We start from the raw sequence: 15,312 nt of genomic DNA, 5'->3' as shown, positions 1-15,312 counted from the left end.
CAGTGGGGTCCGTTGCGTTTCTGGAGAGTTCCGTGCATCGACGTGTTTTGACGCGGCTTATCGCCGCCGCCGGTGAGAAAAAGCGTTCCTTCCTGTCTCCGTTCATTATTGGCCTTGGCATCTGGGTCGGCTTTCCGACCGTCACCGCCTATCAGGACATGACCAGCCTGGTCTCCGGCCTCGAGGCGCCGAGCGTCCGCTGGAACGCCTATGTCGAGAAATCCGTCGCCGGTTCCGTCCACGCCGCCGAAATGCCGTTCGTCGATTCCAGCAGCACCGGCTCGCTCTCCGGCTCCGGCGTCCAGTTGCCGGGCATCGGTGCCGTGTCGTTTCGCGGCAAGGGCAGCGTCGCCGGCACGACGCCGGACGAGGACCGCATCATCCGCGCCGACAAGAAGGGCCGCATCATCCAGGTCTCGCCCGTCTCGCCGCCGAAGAACTTCAACGCCGGGTCAATCTTCGAGCGCACCTCCTCACTGCTCCGCCCAAGCATGGACAGCGGCCTGAGGATGGCTTTCGCCAAGCCCGAGATCAAAGGCAAGGAAATCCAGATCGCCGCAGCCTTCCACACGCGCGCCGACAAGAAGCCGGATCCCGGCGTGCCGGCGATGCTTGCCGCGCTGGTCAACAACGATCATCCCGACGTGCTGGCGACCGCCTATGCCTCGTCGGCCCCCGATTACGCCAAGGCGTCGCCTTTCGAGGCCTTGCTGCAGGACGAGGACCCGAACGATGGCCGCTTCATTCCACCGCTGAGCAAGGGCGATCATTCGTGGATGCAGACGCCGCTGCCGGCGAGCGTCTTTTCCGAACCGGAGCAGGCTTGTCTCGCCAACGGCATCTATTTCGAGGCGCGCGGCGAATCCGTGCGTGGCCAGGCCGCCGTCGCTCAGGTCATCCTCAACCGCGTCCGCAACCCGGCCTATCCGAACTCGATCTGCGGCGTCGTCTACCAGAACGACAACTGGTTCAACCGCTGCCAGTTTTCCTTCGCCTGTGACGGCAGGAAGAAGCGCATCGACAATCCCGCCTCCTATAAGACCGCCCAGGATGTCGCCATGGCCGTCACAGCCGGCAAGATCTTCATTCCGGAAGTCGGCTCGTCGACCCATTATTACGCCAACTACGTCCATCCGGGCTGGGCGCGGACGATGCAGAAAATGACCAGGATCGGCCTGCACATCTTCTACCGCACCTATGGCGGCGGCTGGAGCTGAGTGCTCGGGTAGCCCTTGCATCTTTCGCGCGAGAGCGGCCGATCGAAGACCCGTCGCCGTGGGGATTCGGCCGCAGCATGCCGGGGACCCGTGTCGGGCACGATGTCGCACCCAAGCAAGTAGCTGATTTATAACAAAAAAATACTTGAGCTTGAACGTCCGCCCGTGGCTTGACGGGCGCGGACCCTCTAACTATGTTGCCGGCGACTTTAAGAAGCGGACGGACGGTGACGGTCTGACCGGGCAGGGGGGTTGCGTGGCCGACAAGAATGGGCCAGACGGAACCGGAAAAACCGGCCGCGGCAAGCAGCATGAAGCCGACAACCGCGACGACGATCTTGAGCGCCGCCGGCGCGACCTTGAAGCATCGCTTGCGACAAGGCGGCCGGATCGGCTCGAGGGGAAAGACGACGCGAAAGCGGGCAGTGCGGTCGGGTACGGCCAGGCGCTCAAGCTGTCCAGCGAGTTCATCGCCGGGATAGTGGTCGGTGCGGCTCTCGGCTGGTTTATCGATCGCGTGGCGGGGACATCGCCATGGGGTCTGATAGTCGGGCTGCTGCTGGGTTTTGGCGCAGGCGTGCTCAATGTCCTGCGTTCAGCCGGGCTTGTGTCGGAATTCGGAACGGGCGACAAGCCGCGCGATCCGAAAGAATGAATTGAGGCGCCGCATGCCGGCGCATTGAACAGGACGCTAAAGCCGCGTGCGGCTTTTGATGGGGATGTGAACGTGGCTGCTGACAAGGTCGATCCGATCCACCAGTTCCATATTACCAAGCTGATTCCGATCAATATCGGCGGTTACGACCTGTCCTTTACCAATTCGGCATTGTTCATGGTTGCGACGGTTGCTGTCGCATCGGCGTTTCTCTACCTCAGCACATCGAGCCGCAGCCTCGTTCCGGGCCGCCTTCAGTCGGTCTCGGAAATGGCCTATGAATTTGTCGGCAATATGCTGAGGGACGCCGCGGGAACGCAGGGCATGAAGTTCTTCCCCTTCGTGTTCTCGCTGTTCATGTTCGTGCTGGTCGGCAACCTGCTTGGGCTGTTCCCGTATTTCTTCACCGTCACCAGCCACATCATTGTCACCTTCGGCCTTGCGGCGCTGGTGATCGGAACGGTCGTCGCTTACGGCTTCACCAAGCACGGTTTTGGCTTCCTGAAGCTGTTCGTCCCGCATGGCGTGCCGGTTTACCTGCTGCCGCTGGTGGTGCTGATCGAAGTGATTTCCTTCGTCTCGCGCCCGGTCAGCCTCTCGGTTCGTCTGTTCGCCAACATGCTCGCCGGTCACATTACGCTGAAAGTGTTCTCGGGCTTTGTCGTCAGCCTGAGCGCGCTCGGCGCGGTCGGCGTGGCGGGCTCGGTTCTGCCGCTGGCGATGGCCGTGGCGCTGACGGCGCTGGAGCTGCTGGTCGCCTTCCTGCAGGCCTATGTCTTTGCCGTGCTGACCTGCATGTATCTCAACGACGCCCTGCATCCCGGGCACTAACAACGTTTCCGGCATTGCCGCCGGATGGAATTTGCAACGGAATTTTAGATCCAAAGGAGTTGAACAAATGGACGCAGAAGCAGCAAAGTACATCGGCGCCGGCATCGCATGCCTCGGCATGGGCGGCGCGGGCATTGGCCTCGGCAACATCTTCGGCAGCTACCTGGCGGGCGCGCTGCGCAACCCGTCGGCGGCCGACGGCCAGTTCGGCCGCTTGATTTTCGGCTTCGCCGTGACCGAAGCGCTGGGAATCTTCTCGCTTCTCATCGCGCTTCTCGCTCTGTTCGGCTGAATACTGCGAAGAATTGAACGGGCCGGCCGCGATCCTGCGGCGGGCCTGAATTTCGGGGATAGTCCATGTTCGTGACATCTGCCTTTGCGCAAGAGTCCGCGCCCACCGCAACGGAAGGCGACACGCATTCCGCCACCGGCGTGCCTGCCGAGGCGCATGGCACGTTTCCGCCATTCGATCCGGCGACGTTCCCCTCGCAGCTTCTGTGGCTGGCGATCACCTTCGGGCTGTTCTATCTCTTTTTAAAACGGGTAGTGATGCCGCGCGTCGGCGGCATCATCGACGTTCGCAACGACCGCATCACGCAGGATCTCGACCATGCTGCCCGGCTCAAAAGCGAGGCCGATGCCGCCGTTGCCGCCTATGAGCAGGAACTGGCGGAAGCCAAGGGCAAGGCCAATGCAATCGGCCAGCAGGCCAACGATGCCGCCAAGGCGGAAGCGGAGGCTGCCCGCAAGACGATCGAAGCAGCGCTTGACCAGAAGCTTGGCGAGGCCGAGGCGCGCATATCTTCCATCAAGGCCAATGCCATGAAGGAAGTCGGCACGATCGCCGAGGACACCGCTTCGGCCATCGTCGAGGCGCTTGTCGGCGGCAAGGCCAGCAAGGCCGAGATCGCGGCCGCGGTCAAATCCGTGGCCGGGTGAGGAGCGCATCATGGACGCAACATCTCTCGCGACGCTTTGGGCAACCGTTGCCCTGATTATTTTCCTCGGCATTGCCGTCTACATCAAAGTGCCGGGCATGATCGCCAAGGCGCTCGATGCCCGTGCCGACAAGATCAGCAGCGAGCTCGAGGAAGCGCGCCGGTTGCGCGAAGAGGCCCAGCAACTGCTCGGCCAATACCAGCGCAAGCGCAAGGAAGCCGAGCAGGAGGCCGCCGACATCGTCGCCGCCGCCAAGCGCGAGGCCGACATGCTTGCTGCCGAGGCGCACAAGAAGACCGAGGACTATGTCGCCCGGCGTACCGCCTTGGCCGAGCAGAAGATCGGCCAGGCCGAGCGCGAGGCGATCAGCGAAGTGCGCGCCAGCGCCGTCGACATCGCGGTGGAAGCGGCGCGCTCGCTGCTGGCCGGCAAGATCGACGCCAAGGCCGGCGCCGACCTGTTCAACGCCTCGCTGCAGGATTTGAAGTCGAAGCTGAACTAAGTGACTTCATCGAGAATTCATCGAAAGCCGCCTGGGAAACCTGGCGGCTTTTTTAGCGAAACCGGCTGAGCGCGTAATCTCCCCCCTCGAGGAGGAGGATGTCGCCAAAGGCGACAGAGGGGGTCGGTACGTCCTGGCACGACATCAAAGCCAGATGTGGCGTGCCGGAATAAAAGACCATGAAGAAATTCTTGTTCTTACTGTTAGCCATCGCCACATTATTCGGAACGCTATCGTTTATATTTATATATAGCCCCGTATTGATTCGAATTGACAGAAACAATTTTATTGGAGGAACCCTTTCGTCGGAGATACGAACTTTGTGGAACAGCAAGGGTCAGGCAGAACGTTTCACGTTATTTATATTTCGTCGGATACGGACATTTCTGTCGCATGTGGAGATGGCGCGAATAAATCAATCGATCACGACGGACATCTAACTCCGCAAGCTCAATGGTATGTGAGCGTGAAGCTCATCGATTGCTCTTTAGATGATTTTAAGTACATATTGTGATGCTGTGACGAAGACTTAAAAAAGTAGAGGCCGATTGTGAGGCGATCGGCGAAGTGTGCGCCAGCGCAGTCGACATCGCCGTCGAAGCCGTCCGCACACTGCTTGCCGGCAAGATCGACGCCAAGGCCGGCGCCGACCTGTTCAAATCCTCGCTGCAGGATTTGAAGTCAAAGTTGAATTAAGCGGAGCGTAATCTCCCCCCTCGAGGGGGAGATGGCCGGCAGGCCAGAGGGGGTAGCAGCGCGTGGAGCGCCAACCCTCTCCTTCGTCCCTCATGGCGTCGCGCCAGGACGTACCGACCCCCTCTGTCGCCTTCGGCGACATCTCCCCCTCGAGGGGGGAGATATACGGCTAGCCGCTTTCACCTCAATCCAGGCCCGAAAGGCTCTCTTCCTCCAGCACCTCAGTCCCGCCGAACCGGAACGGTGCGAAGGAGGCGCGGTGCAGCCGTGCCACCGGCCCATGCAGATCAATCGCCGTGCGATGGCGCACAGTGGCGTAGCCCATATGCAGCTCGAAGCCATAATGCGCATGATGGCTGCCGCAGCCGCACATCATGTGGTCACGCATCACCTTGGCGACGATCGAGGCTGCGGCGATCGACTGCGAGCGCTGGTCGCCCTTGATCAGCGCTCTGCCCTCGCAGGGCAGGCCGGGCGGCACGTCGCGGCCATCGGCCAGCGCCAGCTTCGGCCGGATTGACAGGCCGGCCAAGGCACGGCGCATCGCCTCTAGGCTGGCCTTGAGGATGTTGCTGGCATCGATGCCTTCCGCGCTGACCGACGCCATCGACACGGCCAAGGCCGAGCCGAGGATTTTCAGGAACAGCGCCTCGCGCTGCAAATGCGTCAGCCGCTTGGAATCGTCGAGCCCATCGGGGATGTTGGCAGGATCGAGCACCACCGCTGCCGCAACGACCGGCCCGGCGAGCGGGCCGCGACCGGCCTCGTCCATCCCCGCCACCGGCCACAGGCCTTCGGCCATCGCCTTCGTTTCGAAGGAGAAGTCGGGTTTCTCGACGATTTCGAAGAGAAGCGGAGAATCGGAACGCGCGCGAGCCATGGTGCGGCGAGGTTCGCATCGGCTCCGATTCTCCGCAAGTCCCTCTGGGTCGGGCGGGGCACCGGACCCGGAGGGTTACCGTCTGAAGCCCGGGGACAGGACAGGCCGGACGGGATTTTTCGCCCCAGCCAATGGCGGCCGGCGCCAACACTGCATGTCGCCCAAAAGTGTGTCGCGGTTTTGGGAAAACGACATGCATAAACAAAGACTTCACAGCAGCATCAGCTGCTCGGTTGCCTTGGCAGCGGGGATGAACTGGTCGGTCCGCAGCGAGCGCCGCTCGGCATTGAGGCCGAGCCGCTTGGCGGCGATCTCGAAGCGCCGTCCGATCTGCCAGGCATAGGGGCCGGAGCCTTTCATGCGCTTGCCCCATTCCGAATCGTAGTCCTTGCCGTCGCGCATCGAACGGATCAGCGACATGACGTGGCGATAGCGGTCAGGATAGTGGCGCAGCAGCCAGTCCTTGAAGATCGGCGCGACCTCCAGCGGCAGGCGCAGCAGCACATAGCCCGACTCGCGCGCGCCTGCGGCCCGCGCCGAATCGAGGATGCGCTCCATCTCCGGGTCGGTCAGTCCGGGGATGATCGGCGCGACCATGACCGAGGCCGGAATGCCGGCATCCGAAAGCTGCCGGATCGCCTCCAGCCGCTTGGTCGGCGTCGACGCGCGTGGCTCCATCGTTCTGGCCAACATCCGGTCCATTGTCGTCACCGACAATGCCACCTTAGCCAGCCCGCGCTCGGCCATGCGCGACAGGATGTCGATGTCGCGTGTCACCAGCGCCGATTTGGTGACGATGCCGACCGGATGCCCGCGCGCCTCCAGCACTTCGAGGATCTCGCGCATGATCCGGTATTGCTTCTCGATCGGCTGATAGGGATCGGTGTTGGTGCCGATGGCGATGGTGCGCGGCTGGTAATTATCCTTCGACAATTCCTTGTCGAGCAGCCGCGCCGCATCCGGCTTGGCGAACAGCTTCGATTCGAAATCCAGCCCCGCCGACAGGCCCATGAAGCTGTGCGTCGGCCGTGCGAAACAATAGACGCAGCCATGCTCGCAGCCGCGATAGGGGTTGATCGAGCGATCGAAGGAGATGTCGGGCGATTCGTTGCGGGTGATGATGGTGCGCGGCTTCTCGACCTGTACCTCGGTCTTGAAGGGCGGCAGCTCCTCCAGCGAATTCCAGCCGTCGTCGAACACATGCCGGCTGACCGGCTCGAAACGGCCGGACGGATTGATGCCCGCCGACCTGCCGCGATTGCGTTCCGGACGCACGCGCATGCCGCTCTGCTCGATCATCGCATTCGCCATCTCGGCCCTGCCAGCTCCGAAGGCTGCAATATCGGCACGCACGATCTGTTCCATTTTGGCCCTCTCCCAGGGACTGTCTGCCCGCTGTCGAATCGCTCTGCTCATGGAAACTATTCCTATTTGATTGGTGAGAACAAAGCAAGAACTTTTTAGCGGCACGCCGCAAAAACTGGCGCAGCCCAGCGCTTTCCGCTATTCGGCTAAAGATGCTCAGCGTTCTGATCGAAACCCTGAATGACGAGGAGGGCCTTGCCCGCACGCTCGCCTCGCTGATCGGCGGCGCGGTCGAGGGCGTGGTGCGCGACGTCGTCGTCTGCGACACCGGCTCGACCGACCAGACGCACCGCGTCGCCGAACATGCCGGCTGCCACTATGTCAGCGGCGGCATCGCTGCCGGCATCAGGCAGGCCAAAGGCGAGTGGCTGCTTTTGCTGGAGCCGGGAGCGCGGCTGGGGGAGGGCTGGATCGACGAGGTCGTCGCTCATACGGCGAGGCAAACCATGGCGGCGCGGTTTTCGCGGGCACGCGGCAGCCGCGCGCCGTTCCTGTCGCGCGTCTTTGCCGGAAATCGCGCTCTCGCCGAAGGCTTGGTGATCAGCAAGCGTCAGGCCGCGGCGCTGTCTAAGAGCGCCCGCAGCGCCGAAGCGATTGCCCGCGGCCTGGCGACAAGAAGGCTCGACGCCGAGATATGGGTGGCGCCGCGGAAGTGACGCCTTACCGTCTCGGTTCGGGGAACTGCCGAAGCGAATTTTTGCCGAGGTTTCATTTATTGTGCATTGCACAAAACGTGGCTGGGGGGTACCATTCCCGGCGAAACGGGCGAATAGGGTTTGGGATGTGCCGGAGCGGCGACGACTATCGTCGATGCTGTTCCCCAGACATTTGAGGACCCCGATGACCCTTTCAAGCCCTGACAAATCCGGCGCTGCAAGCCTCGAGGCGATCGCACGCAACGGCGGTACGCTGCGCCGCATCGCCGCCCGGATCCCGACCTACCTGTCCGACCTTCGCGAGAATCCGGCATGGTTGCCGATGTTCATGCTGGCGCGCACCATGCCGGCGCGGCGGCTGCACTGGCGCGGTGCAAAGCCCGTTCCGCCGGCGCGCAATGTCGGTGAAACGATGTTCGCCGGCGTCGACCGCGATGCCGTCGTCGGCGCGCTGCGCTCCGAGGGGCTCTATTCGGGCCTGACGCTGCCGGCCGCCATCCATGAGGAGATCGCCCGCTTCGCCGAGCGCACGCCATGCTTCGGCAATTTCGACCGCCGGCTCGAATTCCTGCCCGAAAAACACGCCGATGCCGAAAAGCATTTCGGCCGACCGCTGCTCAGCGGTCACTATTTCGAGCGGGTTCTCGACTGCAGCGCTGCGGTCGCCGTGCAGCGCGATCCGCTGCTTCTCGACGTCGCGGCACACTATCTCGGCAGCCAGGCCAAGCTGATCACGACCCGCGTCTGGTGGAGCTTTCCGACCGGTGGCGTCTCGGACGCCGACAAGAACATGGCCTCGCTCGGCAAATACCATTTCGACCTCGACGACTGGCGCATGCTGAAGTTCTTTTTCTACCTGGTGCCGGTCGACGCCGACACCGGGCCGCATGTCTATGTCCGCGGCTCCCACAACCGCCGCATCCTGAAGCATCAGCTGACGCTGCTGGTCGGCCACTCGGCGGAAGAGGTGCTGGGCGTCTACGGCGAGCAGAGCCCGGTCACGCTGACCGGGCCGGCCGGCCTCGGCTTTGTCGAGGATCCGTTCGGCTTCCATATGGGCACCGTGCCGACGCGCACGCCGCGGCTGATGATGGAAGTCGGCTTCGGCGTCTCGCCGCCGTCGCGCCGGCGCTTTCACGGCGAGCCGGTCATTCGCTGAGGCGGTGTCGTCCGGCCGATACCTCGCTCCGTCTCAGCCGCGCCGCAAATGCTCGTCCAACCGCGGCATGATCTCGACGAAGTTGCAGGGCATGTGCCGGTAGTCGAGCTGCGGCTTCAAGATGCCGTCCCAGGCGTCCTTGCAGGCGCCGGGCGAGCCCGGCAGCACAAAGACGAAGGTGGCGTTGACGACGCCGCCAGTTGCCCGGCTCTGGATCGTCGAGGTGCCGATCTTGTCGTAGGAGATGCGGTGGAACACTTGGGAAAAGCCGTCCATGCGCTTTTCGAAGATCGGCTCCAGCGCTTCAGGCGTCACATCGCGGCCGGTGAAGCCGGTCCCGCCGGTGGTGATGACGACATCGATCGCATCGTCCTTCGACCAGCCCAGGACTCTGTCGCGGATCTTTTCCAGGTCGTCGGTGACGATGTCGCGGGCGGCGAGAACGTGGCCGGCCTTCGTGATGCGGTCGGCCAGCGTCTGTCCGGATTTGTCGTCGGCGAGGCTGCGCGTATCGGAAACGGTCAGCACCGCGATGCGCACGGGAACGAAGGGGCGGCTCTCGTCAATCCTGGCCATGGGCCTCAGCCTCCGAGGTCAGGCTTCGCGTTGCTGCGACAAACCAGTCGGGATGGCGGCCGCGGATATCGACGGCCGCGCGCTTGGCCACATTGCCGGTCTCGAACAGCCCGAAGCAAGTGGCGCCGGAACCCGACATCCGGGCAAAACCGGCTCCGGCCTTGTTCAGCACGGAAAGCGCCTTGCCGATGGCCGGCTGGATTGCGCGCGCCGCAGGCTCGAGATCGTTGCGGGTGATCTCCAGCCAGTTGCGGATGCCGTGGAAGTCGACAATGCGCGGCAGCGGCGGCAGCCCCGCATTGTCGCGGCGGCCAAGCGCGTCGAACACTTCGGCCGTCGAGACGGCAGTGCCGGGATTGACGAGCACCAGACCCAGGGCCGGGAAACCCGGCACGAGCGTCAACTCGTCCCCGACGCCGCGCGCGATCAGCGGTTTGGCGGCGAGGCACATCGGCACGTCGGCGCCTAGCGACAGGCCGATCCGCGCCAGTTCGGCGTCGCCGACATCAAGTCCCCAGGTCTGGACCAGAGCGCGCAACACCGCCGCCGCGTCGCTCGACCCGCCGCCGACGCCGGACGCAACCGGCAGGTTCTTTTCGAGCCTGATGGCGACAGCCGGCGCATGCTGGGAACCGGCCTCGCGCCGCAGCGCGTCGCGCGCCCTCACCACCAGATTATTGTCGTCGGCCGGTACCGCGGCGGCGTATTTGCCGGACACGGAAAATCCGTCGCCGTCGGCAAGTTCCGTCTCGATCCGGTCGCCGAAGCGCGTGAATACAGCCAGGCTTTCGATCGTGTGATAACCGTCGGCGCGCCGGCCGGTGACATGCAGCGCCAGATTTATCTTGGCGTGCGCATGCGATGCCCGGATGCTGGCCTCGGAGTTCACTGGCTCGGCCGCGAGGGGGACGACGGTCAATCCTTGGCCAGACGGTATTCGCCGGTCTTCGGATCCTTGACCAGCGTTCCCATCGTGCCGTTGGCGGCCTGCTTTTCGGTACGTCGCACCTTGGCGGTCACCCGGTCGGCTTCCCTAACGAAGGAGCGGTAGCCGAAATAGGCGGCAATGCCGACGACGGCGAAGAAAATGATCTGCGGCATGTCAAACTCCTCCCTCGCAAGGCCGGCAAGGCGGCCGGTCGGGTCGGTTGATGATTTATGCTAGACGCTTTCACCGGCTTTTCAAAGCCCGAAGCGCGCCCAAAGTGCGCGCTCTTCCGCCGCATCGATGACGCCGCTTGCAGCCGCGGCGGCAATATCGGGCGCCGAAAAACTCGAGCCGAAAAGGCCGAACCGGCCGAACAGGCCGCGCGGCGCGGTGATCAGCTTGAGCTGGGTTTTCGGCCCGAAACGGCCCTTCAGCACGCTGCGCATGTCGCCGAGCGCATCGACGAGCCCGAGCTCGAGCCCCTTCTTGGCCGTCCAGAACAGGCCGGTGAACAGGTCTGGATCGTCCTTGAGCTTGGTGCCGCGCCTGTCTTTGACGACGTCGATGAACGTCTCGTGGACCTCGAGCTGCAGCGCCTTCAGGCGCTCGACGTCTTCCTTCTTTTCCGGCTTGAACGGGTCGAGCACCGCCTTGTTCTGGCCGGCGGTGTGGACGCGGCGCTCGACGCCGATCTTCTTCATCAGCTCCGGAAAGCCGAACGAGGCCGACACCACGCCGATCGAGCCGACGATGGAGGACGGGTCGGCAAAGATCTCGTCGCCGGCGACCGCGATCATGTAGCCGCCCGATGCCGCCACGTCCTCGACGAAAACCAGGACTTTCTTGTTCTTCTCCGTCGCCAGGTCGCGGATGCGCCTGAAGATCAGCCGCGACTGCACCGGCGAACCGCCTGGCGAATTGATCGAGATGGCGACCGCCGGCGCTTCGAAGGAAAACAGCTTTTCGATGAGGCCGGCGGTCGACGCTAGCGACAGGCTCGGCCGGAATTGACCGCTGCTGGCCATGATCGTGCCGTGCAGCCGGATGACCGGAATGGTGACGACGGTGGAGCGCCAGGATTTCGGCAGCAGGCGATTGAAAAGGCGTTTCACGAGGGGGCTGTCTCCGGTCGATTTGCTTGAGGCATGTAGGAATTCGCCGGCCAACGGCAATGCCGTCACGCCGGCAATCAAAATGGATCAGTCTCCGAACAGCGATGCCAGCCCGTTATTGATCAGCTCTGTCCGCTCCGAGGGGCCATTGCCTGAATATGCATGCAGCATCAGCGGCGGCTGGATCGACAGCTTTCCGCGTGCGCCGAGAATTGCTCTGACGACGATACGGATCGCCTTCGCCTCGGGGCGAGGGTGGACGGCCAGCATCTCGGCATCGCCGAAGCGGCCGGCGATGGCATCGAGGATGGCGCCGAGCTGTTCCGGCCTGGCGATGACGGCCAGCCCGCCGCCCGGCCTGACCACCGCGGCCGCGCTGCGGACCCAGCTGTCGAACAATCCATCCTCCGAGACGTGCGCGGCCTTTCTCAGCGGATCGGGCGTCGCGCGATCCTCGGCGGCATTGAACGGCGGGTTCATGATGACGAAATCGAAGTTGTTGTCCTCAAGGCCGGCGGCCGTTCGCGCCCGGCCCGACAGCGCGACATCGGCAACGAGCACGGAGGCGCGGTCGCTGAGATGCGCATTGCCGGGATGAGCAAGCGTCGTTGTGGCGAAGGCCGCCATTTCCGGGGAACGCTCGACGAGCACTGCCTCGGCGCCGGGGCAGCGCGATAGCACCGCCAGGCCGGCCGCACCGGCACCCGCGCCAAAGTCAGCAAGCCGCCCGGCGAAGGAGGACGGCACGGCAGCCGCCAGCATCATCGCATCCATGCCGGCGCGGTGGCCTGCCTTTCTCGGCTGCACCAGCCAGAAGCGACCGCGATGAAAGGCATCGACCGTATGAGCCGGCATGTCCGGGACAAGGGCAGCGGGCGACGCGGACATTATTTTTGGCGGATCTCGTTGGCGATGCCGGCATCCGTCAGGATGCGCCGTGCAGCATCGGCCTTGTCGGCGTCCACCATGACACGGCGGGGCAGGATGCCGATCGAGCCGTCGAGCACGCTCATGTTCTGGTCGGCGACGAAACAGCCGATACCGGCATCGCGCATCAGCGATTCGACAAACGAAATGATGACGGCGTCGTTGGTGCGGATGAGCTCTATCATCGGATGAAACTCGCAGTTTGCGGCGTTGATGTAAACGTGGACGTGATCATGTACCAGAGCCGCCGCGCCAATTCGCCTCTTGCCGCATCGGTGGGTGCCGCCCTAGAGTCTGTCCAGGGACCATGTTGCCGTCGTGCATATCGAGGTTGGGAGTTTTGCCGTGGGTGTCGTTCTCAACATTGAAAACGGGAAGCGGGAAGCCGCCTCGATCAAGGATCTCATCGACCTGACCGCAGCCGATATGGGACGCGTCAACGAACTGATCCTGTCGAAGGCCGGGTCCGACGTCGAGATGATCCCGGAGATCGCCAACCATTTGATCTCGTCCGGCGGCAAGCGGCTGCGGCCGATGCTGACGCTCGCCGCCGCCCAGATGTTCGGCTATTCCGGTGACGGCCATGTCAAGCTCGCCACATCGGTCGAATTCATGCATACCGCCACGCTTCTCCACGACGATGTCGTCGACGAAAGCGGCATGCGGCGCGGCAAGAAGACCGCCCGCATGATCTGGGGCAATCAGGCAAGCGTTTTGGTCGGCGATTTCCTGCTCGGCCAGGCTTTCCGCATGATGGTCGATGTCGGCTCGCTGGAGGCGCTCGACATCCTGTCGAGTGCGGCCTCGGTCATCGCCGAAGGCGAGGTGATGCAGCTCGCCGCGGCCAAAAACCTCGAGACCACCGAGGACGAGCATTTCGCCGTGATCAAGGCCAAGACCGCGGCGCTGTTCTCGGCCGCCGCCGAAGTCGGGCCGGTTATCGCGCTCGCGACGCGCAACGATCGCGCCGCGCTGCGCTCCTATGGCATGAATCTCGGCCTTGCCTTCCAGCTGATCGACGACGCGCTGGATTACGGCGGCACCAGCAAGGACCTCGGCAAGAATGTCGGCGACGATTTTCGCGAGGGCAAGGTGACGCTGCCGGTGATCCTCGCCTATCGGCGCGGCACCAAGGCCGAGCGCAGCTTCTGGAAACGCGCCATCGAGGACAATGCAGCCGACGATGCCGGGCTGGAAAAGGCAATCGGCCTGATGCTCCGCCACGGCGCGATTGCCGACACCATCGGGCGCGCCCGCCATTTCGGCGAAATCGCTCGTGACGCGCTGGCGCCGCTCGAGGCGACGCCGCAAAAGTCGGCGCTGATCGACGTCATCGATTTCTGCATCAGCCGGGTGAACTGAGAGACGTCGCCGGTATGTGGCCGGCATGGCGCCCGCCCGTCATTTTGGTTTCCCCGGAAGAACCATTGCAGCGAGCAGGCTGACGACGATACCTGCCGCGGCGAGCCAGAAGGCGACCTGGATGCCGTCGGCGACGGCGATCTTCAAGGCATCCCCTGTCAATCCACCGACATGGCGGTTGGCAATCGCGATCAACACCGCCATGCCGATCGCATTGCCGACATTGAGCATGGTGGAGGCCATTCCCGACGCGACACCTTGCTCGTCATGGGAAACACCCGAAGCGGCGGCGATCCACATGGCGGTCCAGACGATGCCTTGTCCGACACCGGAGATGATAAGGCCAGGCACGAGGGACAGATAGCTGCTGTCGGCGTTTGCACCGGATACCATCACGGCCGTTCCGATCGCGCCGCCAATCATGCCGCCGACCAGCGTGGCGCGTGTCGAAAAACGCGTTGCCAGACGTTCGCCGACCTGCGTGCCGGCCGCGATGGCGACCGATGGCACGAGAAACGCAAGGCCGGCCTGCAAGGCGGTGAAGCCATGCACGTTCTGTAAAAGCACGGTGAGGAAGTAGGGCAGGGCCCCGAACGTCCCCATGAAGAGGAAGGTGATCGTCATGCCGGCGACGAGGCTGCGGTTGTGGTACAGGCGCAGCGGCATCAGCGGGTCGGCGCTGCTTGCCTCTATCGCTGCGAAGGCGATCAGGAAGAATGCCGCCAGTGCGGCACTGACGATGATCGCGGTCGAACCCCAGCCATATTCAGGCCCCTGAACCAGCGTGAAGACGAGCAGCGTCGCGCCGGCGGTGACGGTCAGCGCGCCCGGCAGATCGAAGCTGCGATGTTCATGCCGCTGGCGGTCACGCGGAATGATGGCGAAAGCTGCGATGATGGCGACCCCGGCCAAAAGCACGTTGACATAGAACACGGAGGGCCAGCCGAAGGCGCTGGTGAGAAGCCCTCCCGCCAGCGAGCCGAGCGTCAGGCCACTTGCTCCGGCGCCGCCCCAGACGGCGAGCGCCCGGTTGCGTTCCGGCCCTTCGGCAAACAGGCGATTGATCAGCGACAGCGTGGCCGGGAACAGGAACGCAGCGCCGATACCTTGCACCGCACGGGCCGCGATGATCATTTCCGGCGACCAGGCGAGGCCGCCGACCAGCGACGAAAGCGCATAGAGCCAGAGCGCGAAAATGAAGACCCGGCGCTGGCCGATCAGGTCGGCGGCCCTGCCGCCGAACAGCAGGAAGCCACCGGTGAAGACGGTGTAGGCGCTGACCACCACTGCAGGGTTTGGCCCGAAAAGCCCAGCCCCGCGCCGATTTCCGGCAACGCCACGAAGACGATGTTGAGGTCGAGCGCGATGATAAGCTGCGCGAAGGAGAGCAGCGCCAGCGTTGCACCGCGCCTCGCTCCGACCCCTCCTGTTGCCGCGGCGCCGAACGGCGCGCTTTGATCCAGTGAACTCATGTCAATCTCCATTTGCAGTGATTCTTTATCGATCG

The 15,312-nt window shown here is 63.7% G+C and carries 19 protein-coding genes and 1 pseudogene; 10 read left to right on the top strand and 10 right to left on the bottom strand.

Features of this window, described 5'->3' with window-relative positions:
• Positions 1-32: 32 nt before the first annotated feature.
• From NKJ94_RS26630 to NKJ94_RS26600, 7 genes and pseudogenes are all read left to right on the top strand, one after another.
• Positions 33-1,217, top strand: a complete 1,185-nt coding sequence (locus NKJ94_RS26630; RefSeq protein ID WP_352529288.1) for a cell wall hydrolase — start codon at positions 33-35, stop codon at positions 1,215-1,217.
• 256 nt (positions 1,218-1,473) lie between these two features.
• Positions 1,474-1,872, top strand: coding sequence for an AtpZ/AtpI family protein (locus NKJ94_RS26625; RefSeq protein WP_352529286.1), 399 nt, complete (start codon positions 1,474-1,476; stop codon positions 1,870-1,872).
• 72 nt (positions 1,873-1,944) lie between these two features.
• On the top strand, positions 1,945-2,703 hold the full coding sequence (locus NKJ94_RS26620) for a F0F1 ATP synthase subunit A (RefSeq protein WP_352529284.1): 759 nt from the start codon (positions 1,945-1,947) through the stop codon (positions 2,701-2,703).
• A gap of 67 nt (positions 2,704-2,770) precedes the next feature.
• Positions 2,771-2,995, top strand: coding sequence for a F0F1 ATP synthase subunit C (locus NKJ94_RS26615; protein WP_006206606.1), 225 nt, complete (start codon positions 2,771-2,773; stop codon positions 2,993-2,995).
• A 65-nt stretch (positions 2,996-3,060) separates the two neighbouring features.
• Positions 3,061-3,642, top strand: coding sequence for a F0F1 ATP synthase subunit B (locus NKJ94_RS26610; RefSeq protein WP_352529282.1), 582 nt, complete (start codon positions 3,061-3,063; stop codon positions 3,640-3,642).
• 10 nt (positions 3,643-3,652) lie between these two features.
• Entirely contained in the window at positions 3,653-4,144 is a 492-nt protein-coding gene (locus tag NKJ94_RS26605; RefSeq protein WP_352529280.1) for a F0F1 ATP synthase subunit B, read from the top strand.
• Positions 4,145-4,684: 540 nt separating this feature from the next.
• Positions 4,685-4,840 (top strand): annotated as a pseudogene (locus NKJ94_RS26600) (ATP F0F1 synthase subunit B); the annotation flags it as partial.
• A gap of 184 nt (positions 4,841-5,024) precedes the next feature.
• Here the strand turns inward: NKJ94_RS26600 and rnhB are convergent.
• Together rnhB and NKJ94_RS26590 are read right to left on the bottom strand one after the other, a co-directional pair.
• Positions 5,025-5,720, bottom strand: a complete 696-nt coding sequence (gene rnhB / locus NKJ94_RS26595) for a ribonuclease HII (RefSeq protein ID WP_352529278.1) — start codon at positions 5,718-5,720, stop codon at positions 5,025-5,027.
• A 210-nt stretch (positions 5,721-5,930) separates the two neighbouring features.
• Positions 5,931-7,085, bottom strand: a complete 1,155-nt coding sequence (locus NKJ94_RS26590; protein WP_352529276.1) for a PA0069 family radical SAM protein — start codon at positions 7,083-7,085, stop codon at positions 5,931-5,933.
• Positions 7,086-7,237: 152 nt separating this feature from the next.
• Between NKJ94_RS26590 and NKJ94_RS26585 the strand changes: the two genes are divergently transcribed.
• Both NKJ94_RS26585 and NKJ94_RS26580 read left to right on the top strand, forming a co-directional pair.
• Entirely contained in the window at positions 7,238-7,741 is a 504-nt protein-coding gene (locus NKJ94_RS26585) for a glycosyltransferase (RefSeq protein WP_352529274.1), read from the top strand.
• A gap of 184 nt (positions 7,742-7,925) precedes the next feature.
• Positions 7,926-8,900 carry a phytanoyl-CoA dioxygenase family protein gene (locus NKJ94_RS26580; RefSeq protein WP_352529272.1) on the top strand — a complete coding sequence of 325 codons (975 nt, stop codon included), beginning with the start codon at positions 7,926-7,928 and terminating at the stop codon, positions 8,898-8,900.
• Positions 8,901-8,933: 33 nt separating this feature from the next.
• Here the strand turns inward: NKJ94_RS26580 and moaB are convergent, their stop codons facing one another.
• The 6 genes from moaB to NKJ94_RS26550 all read right to left on the bottom strand — a co-directional run bounded on the left by moaB (position 8,934) and on the right by NKJ94_RS26550 (position 12,628).
• The gene (gene moaB / locus NKJ94_RS26575; RefSeq protein WP_352529270.1) at positions 8,934-9,476 is read right to left on the bottom strand and encodes a molybdenum cofactor biosynthesis protein B; all 543 of its coding nucleotides are present in this window, start codon (positions 9,474-9,476) and stop codon (positions 8,934-8,936) included.
• Positions 9,463-10,365, bottom strand: coding sequence for a 4-(cytidine 5'-diphospho)-2-C-methyl-D-erythritol kinase (locus NKJ94_RS26570; RefSeq protein ID WP_352529310.1), 903 nt, complete (start codon positions 10,363-10,365; stop codon positions 9,463-9,465). The genes moaB and NKJ94_RS26570 overlap by 14 nt, the downstream gene beginning before the upstream one ends.
• Positions 10,366-10,391: 26 nt before the next feature.
• Positions 10,392-10,577, bottom strand: coding sequence for a hypothetical protein (locus NKJ94_RS26565; protein WP_352529268.1), 186 nt, complete (start codon positions 10,575-10,577; stop codon positions 10,392-10,394).
• Between the two features lie 81 nt (positions 10,578-10,658).
• Complete coding sequence (locus tag NKJ94_RS26560; RefSeq protein WP_352529266.1) at positions 10,659-11,516, bottom strand: S49 family peptidase; 858 nt, start codon at positions 11,514-11,516, stop codon at positions 10,659-10,661.
• 87 nt (positions 11,517-11,603) lie between these two features.
• Positions 11,604-12,404, bottom strand: coding sequence for a tRNA1(Val) (adenine(37)-N6)-methyltransferase (locus NKJ94_RS26555; RefSeq protein ID WP_352529264.1), 801 nt, complete (start codon positions 12,402-12,404; stop codon positions 11,604-11,606).
• Entirely contained in the window at positions 12,404-12,628 is a 225-nt protein-coding gene (locus NKJ94_RS26550) for a putative signal transducing protein (protein WP_023674082.1), read from the bottom strand. The genes NKJ94_RS26555 and NKJ94_RS26550 overlap by 1 nt, the downstream gene beginning before the upstream one ends.
• Before the next feature lie 160 nt (positions 12,629-12,788).
• Between NKJ94_RS26550 and NKJ94_RS26545 the strand changes: the two genes are divergently transcribed.
• Positions 12,789-13,805 carry a polyprenyl synthetase family protein gene (locus NKJ94_RS26545; protein ID WP_352529262.1) on the top strand — a complete coding sequence of 339 codons (1,017 nt, stop codon included), beginning with the start codon at positions 12,789-12,791 and terminating at the stop codon, positions 13,803-13,805.
• Positions 13,806-13,844: 39 nt separating this feature from the next.
• Here NKJ94_RS26545 and NKJ94_RS26540 read toward each other — a convergent pair whose 3' ends face one another.
• Both NKJ94_RS26540 and NKJ94_RS26535 read right to left on the bottom strand, forming a co-directional pair.
• Positions 13,845-15,092, bottom strand: a complete 1,248-nt coding sequence (locus NKJ94_RS26540; protein WP_352529260.1) for an MFS transporter — start codon at positions 15,090-15,092, stop codon at positions 13,845-13,847.
• Entirely contained in the window at positions 15,023-15,277 is a 255-nt protein-coding gene (locus tag NKJ94_RS26535; RefSeq protein ID WP_352529258.1) for a hypothetical protein, read from the bottom strand. Before NKJ94_RS26535 ends, NKJ94_RS26540 begins: the two co-directional genes overlap by 70 nt.
• Between the last annotated feature and the right edge of the window lie 35 nt (positions 15,278-15,312).

It is taken from the genome of Mesorhizobium sp. M0060, assembly GCF_040323155.1.
GTDB lineage: Bacteria > Pseudomonadota > Alphaproteobacteria > Rhizobiales > Rhizobiaceae > Mesorhizobium.
Note: the sequence above shows the minus strand (reverse complement) of the source record. Positions and strands in the feature narration are given on the sequence as shown.

Coding starts and splice junctions, on each gene's coding strand:
- rnhB (WP_352529278.1), bottom strand. CDS start 5,720: ATGGCTCGCGCGCGTTCCGATTCTCCGCTTCTCTTCGAAATCGTCGAG.
- NKJ94_RS26555 (WP_352529264.1), bottom strand. CDS start 12,404: ATGTCCGCGTCGCCCGCTGCCCTTGTCCCGGACATGCCGGCTCATACG.
- NKJ94_RS26585 (WP_352529274.1), top strand. CDS start 7,238: ATGCTCAGCGTTCTGATCGAAACCCTGAATGACGAGGAGGGCCTTGCC.
- NKJ94_RS26550 (WP_023674082.1), bottom strand. CDS start 12,628: ATGATAGAGCTCATCCGCACCAACGACGCCGTCATCATTTCGTTTGTC.
- NKJ94_RS26590 (WP_352529276.1), bottom strand. CDS start 7,085: ATGGAACAGATCGTGCGTGCCGATATTGCAGCCTTCGGAGCTGGCAGG.
- NKJ94_RS26535 (WP_352529258.1), bottom strand. CDS start 15,277: ATGAGTTCACTGGATCAAAGCGCGCCGTTCGGCGCCGCGGCAACAGGA.
- NKJ94_RS26610 (WP_352529282.1), top strand. CDS start 3,061: ATGTTCGTGACATCTGCCTTTGCGCAAGAGTCCGCGCCCACCGCAACG.
- NKJ94_RS26565 (WP_352529268.1), bottom strand. CDS start 10,577: ATGCCGCAGATCATTTTCTTCGCCGTCGTCGGCATTGCCGCCTATTTC.
- moaB (WP_352529270.1), bottom strand. CDS start 9,476: ATGGCCAGGATTGACGAGAGCCGCCCCTTCGTTCCCGTGCGCATCGCG.
- NKJ94_RS26605 (WP_352529280.1), top strand. CDS start 3,653: ATGGACGCAACATCTCTCGCGACGCTTTGGGCAACCGTTGCCCTGATT.
- NKJ94_RS26580 (WP_352529272.1), top strand. CDS start 7,926: ATGACCCTTTCAAGCCCTGACAAATCCGGCGCTGCAAGCCTCGAGGCG.
- NKJ94_RS26615 (WP_006206606.1), top strand. CDS start 2,771: ATGGACGCAGAAGCAGCAAAGTACATCGGCGCCGGCATCGCATGCCTC.